General features: G+C 36.6%; 7 protein-coding genes. 2 read left to right on the forward strand and 5 right to left on the reverse strand.

What is annotated here, in order from left to right:
* Positions 1 to 35 precede the first annotated feature (35 nt).
* Entirely contained in the window at positions 36 to 326 is a 291-nt protein-coding gene (locus WFK35_RS05180; protein ID WP_076394996.1) for a GNAT family N-acetyltransferase, read from the forward strand.
* Here the strand turns inward: WFK35_RS05180 and WFK35_RS05185 are convergent.
* The 5 genes from WFK35_RS05185 to smpB form a co-directional block, all read right to left on the reverse strand.
* The gene (locus WFK35_RS05185) at positions 315 to 1,286 is read right to left on the reverse strand and encodes a glycosyltransferase family protein (RefSeq protein ID WP_336731673.1); all 972 of its coding nucleotides are present in this window, start codon (positions 1,284 to 1,286) and stop codon (positions 315 to 317) included. The genes WFK35_RS05180 and WFK35_RS05185 overlap by 12 nt on opposite strands.
* Complete coding sequence (locus WFK35_RS05190) at positions 1,283 to 2,110, reverse strand: UDP-2,3-diacylglucosamine diphosphatase (protein ID WP_108411045.1); 828 nt, start codon at positions 2,108 to 2,110, stop codon at positions 1,283 to 1,285. Before WFK35_RS05190 ends, WFK35_RS05185 begins: the two co-directional genes overlap by 4 nt.
* Before the next feature lie 58 nt (positions 2,111 to 2,168).
* On the reverse strand, positions 2,169 to 2,909 hold the full coding sequence (locus WFK35_RS05195; RefSeq protein WP_076391930.1) for a YebC/PmpR family DNA-binding transcriptional regulator: 741 nt from the start codon (positions 2,907 to 2,909) through the stop codon (positions 2,169 to 2,171).
* 94 nt (positions 2,910 to 3,003) lie between these two features.
* Complete coding sequence (locus WFK35_RS05200) at positions 3,004 to 4,494, reverse strand: OmpA family protein (RefSeq protein WP_336731674.1); 1,491 nt, start codon at positions 4,492 to 4,494, stop codon at positions 3,004 to 3,006.
* A gap of 77 nt (positions 4,495 to 4,571) precedes the next feature.
* Entirely contained in the window at positions 4,572 to 5,030 is a 459-nt protein-coding gene (gene smpB, locus WFK35_RS05205) for an SsrA-binding protein SmpB (protein ID WP_087707948.1), read from the reverse strand.
* Between the two features lie 205 nt (positions 5,031 to 5,235).
* Between smpB and WFK35_RS05210 the strand changes: the two genes are divergently transcribed.
* Positions 5,236 to 6,250 (forward strand): ABC-F family ATP-binding cassette domain-containing protein (locus WFK35_RS05210; protein ID WP_336731675.1); only part of this gene is annotated, 1,015 nt, incomplete at its 3' end.

A 6,250-nucleotide genomic window follows, 5' to 3' on the forward strand; every position in this document is an offset into this window, starting at 1 on the left:
GTTTTTGTATTTTACGCTTCATAAAAGTTTAAGTTATGAGATTTGAAAATAATAAATCGGGCAACGGCGGTGTAATTACTTTAAATAATGAAGTAAAAGAAATCGGAAGATTAACGTACACTATTTTCCCCGAAGACAGCAAATTCATTATTTCCTTCGTTCTGGTTCATCCCGAATTTGAAGGTCGCGGAATGGGAAAATATCTGGTAGAAGAAGCCATAAAGTTTGCCCGCGAAAACAACTGGAAAGTCTACCCGCACTGTTCTTACGCGCGATCTGTGATGATGAGAATGAAGGATGTGGAAGATATTTTTTTACAGCGTTAAAACTTCGTTCACCAAGATTTCTTCAATATCATCGGGATAATCTACTTTCAGATGCTGATCGGAATTTACCCAATTCTGTATTTCTTCGAGTTTCAAAACTTTAGAATTCGGAATTCCCATCTTGTCTAAAGCGCAGGCGTTGCATTCCTGCTCATATTGATTATGAATAGGAATTACGAACAGTTTTTTATCCATAAAAAGTGCCTCTGCGGGACTTTCGAAACCTGCATTGCAAAGAATTCCATCGCAGTTTTCAAACGCTTTTAAGTATTGAATTTCATCAATCGGAAAAATTTCAACATTATTTTCCTTAAACTGCAATTTGGAATATTTGGAAAAAACCTTCCATTCTACCGGAATCTGCTTTAAAACTTTAATGATATTTTCATCCGAAAAACTCGGAAGATACACCAGATAAAAGCCTTTTTTGTCGGGATTCAGGTTTCGGATTTTCCTTCTGATCACCGGCTTTTTTATCTGAGGATGATAATTTTCGAAGTGGAAACCAATTCTTCTTTCGCTCGGAACATAATATTTCAGCACCATTTCCCCGAAAAAATCTTTTTTATCCGGTTTCGGCGTTTCTTTAAACAACATGGAAGCCTGATGACTGAGTTCTATCATCGGATGTTTTTTGAATTTACAAGCCCATCCCGTTAAAGGTTCATAATCGTTGATGATTAAATCGTACTGAGAAAGCTCAATTTCGCGAATCGCTTTGAAGGCTTCTAAAAAACTATTGTCTGTAAACGTTTTCCGGTAGGATAAACCGCCTGTTTTATCATAAAGAAGGGAAACGCCTTTATGTTTAAAATTAATATCAAAATCAGCCTTTAACTGCGACTGATGTCCGCTGATAAGTGTATCGACGGAAGCATATTTTTTCAGGATCGGAACGATTTCCTGCGCACGTGCTACGTGTCCGTTTCCGGTTCCCTGAAAGGCGTATAAAATTCTCATTGGCTGAAATTGGTTACTATTTTTAAAAGTTCATCACTATCGATTTCCTGAATTTCCTCTGCGGTATCATCTTTTAAAGAATCTTTATGTTCGTCATAATAAAAAATCTTCCACTCGTTATTATTGTACTCCAGTGCGGAAAGATTTTCGATCCAGTCGCCGGAATTAAGATACGTGCAGGAACCTTTTTTATTAATCACCTCCCGAATCTGCGGCTGATGAATGTGTCCGCAAACTACATAATCGTAATGATTGTCGATGGCAAGTTCGGAGGCTGTAAGTTCAAAATCCCCAATGTATTTTACCGCTTTCTTCACATTGTTTTTAATTTTTTTTGAAAATGAATATTTTTCTTTACCCATTTTCTCCAAAAACCAATTGACAACATTATTAATCACAATTAATAAATCGTAGCCTTTTCCTCCCAGTTTAGCAATCCATTTCGAATGCTGAACAGAGGCATCAAAAACGTCGCCGTGAAAGATCCATGTTTTTTTATTGTCGATGTCTAAACAGATTTTATTACAGACTTTAAGTTTACCCAATTGGAAGTCGGTAAACTTCCGGAACATCTCGTCATGATTTCCGGTAATGTAGAAAACATCTGTGTTTTTTGTGGCAAAGGACAATATTTTTTTGATGACCTTTAAATGGGGTTTAGGGAAGTAAGACTTTTTGAATTGCCAGATATCGATAATATCTCCATTCAAAACTAAAGTTTTAGGCTGAATAGAATTAAGATATCGCAGTAATTCTTTAGCCTTACATCCGTAAGTTCCCAGATGAACATCCGATATAACAACTAATTCGACGTTTCTTTTCATAGTTTTATGCAAAGAAACTACTTGAAAGTTAACTGTATATGAATGTTATATTATTTTTTTAGAGAGTTTCCATCAACTCTTCTGTAATTTCCATGTTGTGATAAACGTTTTGTACATCATCATCATCCTCAAAACGCTCAAGCATTTTCATATTTGCTTTGAACTGCTCTTCGTTTACTTCTTTTGTATTGTTCGGAATTCTCTGAAGTTCTGCGCTTTTTGCCTCGATTCCCAATTCATCTAATTTGTGAGATAATGAACCGAAATCTTCGAAAGCTGTTGTAATCATAACTTCTTCTTCGTCTTTTTCTACGTCTTCTGCTCCGCCGTCAATCATTTCCATTTCGAAATCGTCCCAATCCATTTTAATCTGAGTTAAATCGATCGTGAAAATTCCTTTTCTGTCGAAGATGAAAGCTAATTCTCCATTTTTACCAAGATTACCATCAAACTTATTGAAAATAGCTCTTACATTGGCAACAGTTCTTGTTGTATTGTTTGTCGTACATTCTACGAAAAAAGCAACACCACCTTGTCCGTAACCTTCGTAAGTAATTTCTTCATAATTTTCTGCATCTGCACCACTTGCCTTTTTAATCGCTCTTTCTACGTTATCTTTCGGCATGTTTGCTCCTTTAGCATTCTGGATGCATCTTCTTAATGCAGGATTAGATTCAGGATCCGGACCTCCTGCTTTTACCGCTAATGCAATATCTTTACCTATTTTAGAAAATGTTTTAGCCATTTTGTCCCATCTGGCCATTTTAGAAGCTTTTCTATATTCAAACGCTCTTCCCATTTTATATTTTTAATTTTCAACAAAATTACTTAAAAGTGAACGAAAAAAAAATACCCCCAGAGAACTGGAGGTATTTATATTTAGAAAAATTTAATTATTTTTTCTTTTTAGCCGGAGCTTTTTTCTTAGCTGGAGCTTTTTTCTTGATTACTTTTACCGGAGTTGGATCTTCGTAGTCTCTTTTCTTAAGAGATTCCCACTGAGCCGCATCTTCGATAGCAGTTACAACTACTTTTCTGTCTACTTGTCTTTCAACATCAGAAGCAGTAGCAGGAACTTTAGCTTTAGCTTTACCAACACCAATTGATTTAAGAGCGTTAGCATTAACACCTCTCGCATCTAAAGCAGCAACTACAGCAGCAGCTCTCTCTCTAGATAGTCTCAAGTTGTAAGCTTCAGATCCTTTAGCATCAGTTTGACCTTCTAATAAGTAGTTACCTCCTTCTTTCTTAATGATGTCAGCAGCTCTGTCTAATGCAGGAGTAGATTCAGCTTTAATAGTAGCTTTGTTGAAATCAAAGAAAATGCTGTTAACTTGCTCTTGAATTTCTTTTTCTTTTACTTTAGCAGGCTTAGGACATCCGTTGTATTCTGGAAGACCTGGAACAGTAGGACAAGCATCATCTTTATCTAAGATTCCGTCTCCGTCTGTATCTGGCCAAGGACAACCATTATTTTCAGCAGGACCTGCAACTGTAGGACAAGCATCATCTTTGTCGATTACACCGTCACCATCAGTATCTGGCCAAGGGCATCCGTTGTTTTCAACCGGACCAGCCACATCTGGACATTGATCGTCTTTATCTGGAACTCCGTCACCGTCAGTATCAGGACATCCTTGGAATTCTGGTAAACCTGGTGTATCCGGACATAAATCGTCTTTATCTAAGATACCATCCTTATCTCTATCTCTGTTACCAAATCTAAAGTTCAAAGAAGCTGAAGCTTGCCAGAAGTTAGCAACGTTAGATTTATCTCCCGGAGTTGATACATAATCTCCCTGAATACCTAAACCGAAGTTTTTAGTTAACCAGAAGTTAGCACCTGCACCAGTAGCAACTGTAAAGAAGTTAGCTTTACCGTTTTCGTTTCCGCTATCTCCATTCGCCACAACTTCACCATTAGCATCCGTTCTAGGGAAAGTAAGAGAAGTATAATCGTGTCTTAAATAGTTAGCACCAACTCTTAAATATGGATCAAACCAAGATTCTTCGTTCCAAAGAAGACCTGCAGCCTTCGCCTGGAAACCTAAACCTGTCATCAACATAAACTCTTTACCCATGTTGAATCTTTTGTTCTCAACATTTCCAACAGTAGTCTGCCAGTCGATTACCAAACCTTTACCGATGTTCCTAGCTACAGTAAGTTTTGATAATGGTGGAGTAATAGAGAAGTTGTTCATATTGAACATTGTCTTCGTCAAATTATTAGCAGAGAACGTATTACTGAAATTGGTTCTCTGTGCCAAATGGTTTTCCGCGTGAGCACCAACTCCGATCAACCACGGATTGTTGGTAGTCTGAGCGAACACAGTAGAAGCAACAGTAAGTGCCAATGCTGAAATTCCTAATTTTAGATTTTTCATAGAATTAAATGATTAAATAATTGATAATGCAAAATAAATATAATTTTTCTTTATATACAAAGTTTTTCAGATGATTTTTAACTTTTCTTTAATATTCTGTCGAGGTTTCGTTTATTTTCTCTATCTTTTATGCTCTCCCTTTTATCGAAGAGTTTTTTCCCTCTACCCAGCGCTATGAGAACCTTTGCTTTTCCCCTGTCATTGATATATAACTTAAGAGGTATAACGGTGTTCCCTGCATCCTTTAACTTTTTTTCTAATTTCTGTAACTCTTTTTTGTGCAAGAGCAATTTCCGTTCCCTTTTTGTTTTATGATTGTAAAAAGTTCCTAATTTGTACTCGTCAATCATCATATTAATGATGTACAATTCCCCATCAATAAACTGACAGAACGATTCTGCAATAGATGCTTTTGAAGAACGCAAAGATTTTATTTCCGTACCTGTTAAAACCATTCCCGCTTCGTATTCTTCCAGAATTTCATATTCAAATCTGGCTCTTCGGTTTAATATATTGACTGTTTTTTCAATCTTCATTTTAAAATCCTTTTGTATTTATAAGATGTAAAAATTTAATAAAGTTGCAGGTGAGATTTATCTTTTCTGAATTTTTTTTTCTGCGTTTTATTAATTTAATGAATGAAATATATAAAAAATACCCCACATTTAAAAACCTGACTATTACAATATTGCGAAATACCCAAATTCTTTTCGTATTTTTGCGCCAAATTTACAAAACTATATGTTAACAGTATCTAACTTATCTTTACAATTCGGGAAAAGAGTTCTTTTTGACGAGGTAAACATTATGTTTACGAAAGGAAACTGCTACGGAATTATCGGAGCAAATGGTGCAGGAAAGTCTACATTTCTTAAAATATTAACAGGAAAGCAGGACCCGACAACAGGACACGTATCTTTGGAACCTGGAAAAAGAATGTCTGTTCTGGAGCAGGATCACTTTGCGTATGATCAATTTACTGTGCTTGAAGCGGTTTTGAGAGGTAACAAGAAATTATTCGAGATAAAGGAAGAGATGGACGCGCTTTATGCGAAGGAAGACTTCTCTGATGAAGACGGTATTAAAGCCGGAGAATTAGGTGTAATCTACGATGAAATGGGAGGATGGACTGCAGAATCTGATGCACAGACCATGCTTTCCAACGTAGGTATTAAAGATGATATGCACTGGCAAATGATGAGCGAACTTGAGAACAAAGATAAAGTTAAGGTTCTTTTGGCTCAGGCGCTTTTCGGAAATCCGGATGTACTTATTCTGGATGAGCCTACGAACGACCTTGACATCGATACGATCTCTTGGCTAGAAGATTTCTTAGCAGATTACGAAAACACAGTAATTGTTGTATCTCACGACCGTCACTTCTTAGACACAGTTTGTACGCACATCGGTGACTTAGATTACGCTAAATTAAATCTTTACACCGGTAACTACTCTTTCTGGTATCAGGCTTCACAGTTGGCAACGAGACAAAGAGCTCAGGCAAACAAAAAAGCGGAGGAAAAGAAGAAAGAACTTCAGGACTTCATCGCAAGATTTAGCTCGAACGTTGCAAAGGCTAAACAGGCAACTGCAAGAAAGAAAATGATCGATAAATTAAACATCGATGATATTAAACCGTCTTCAAGAAGATACCCTGCCATTATTTTCGAAATGGAAAGAGAAGCGGGAGATCAGATTTTGGATGTAAAAAGTCTTGAAAAAACAAAAGACGGAGAATTATTATTCTCAAACATCG

The sequence above is a fragment of the Chryseobacterium sp. VD8 genome, from assembly GCF_037149975.1.
Lineage (GTDB): Bacteria > Bacteroidota > Bacteroidia > Flavobacteriales > Weeksellaceae > Chryseobacterium > Chryseobacterium indicum.

Bases quoted from the DNA above. Each gene is read 5' to 3' on its own strand.
- WFK35_RS05195 (WP_076391930.1), bottom strand. From the start codon at position 2,909: ATGGGAAGAGCGTTTGAATATAGAAAAGCTTCTAAAATGGCCAGATGG.
- WFK35_RS05180 (WP_076394996.1), top strand. From the start codon at position 36: ATGAGATTTGAAAATAATAAATCGGGCAACGGCGGTGTAATTACTTTA.
- WFK35_RS05185 (WP_336731673.1), bottom strand. From the start codon at position 1,286: ATGAGAATTTTATACGCCTTTCAGGGAACCGGAAACGGACACGTAGCA.
- smpB (WP_087707948.1), bottom strand. From the start codon at position 5,030: ATGAAGATTGAAAAAACAGTCAATATATTAAACCGAAGAGCCAGATTT.
- WFK35_RS05200 (WP_336731674.1), bottom strand. From the start codon at position 4,494: ATGAAAAATCTAAAATTAGGAATTTCAGCATTGGCACTTACTGTTGCT.
- WFK35_RS05190 (WP_108411045.1), bottom strand. From the start codon at position 2,110: ATGAAAAGAAACGTCGAATTAGTTGTTATATCGGATGTTCATCTGGGA.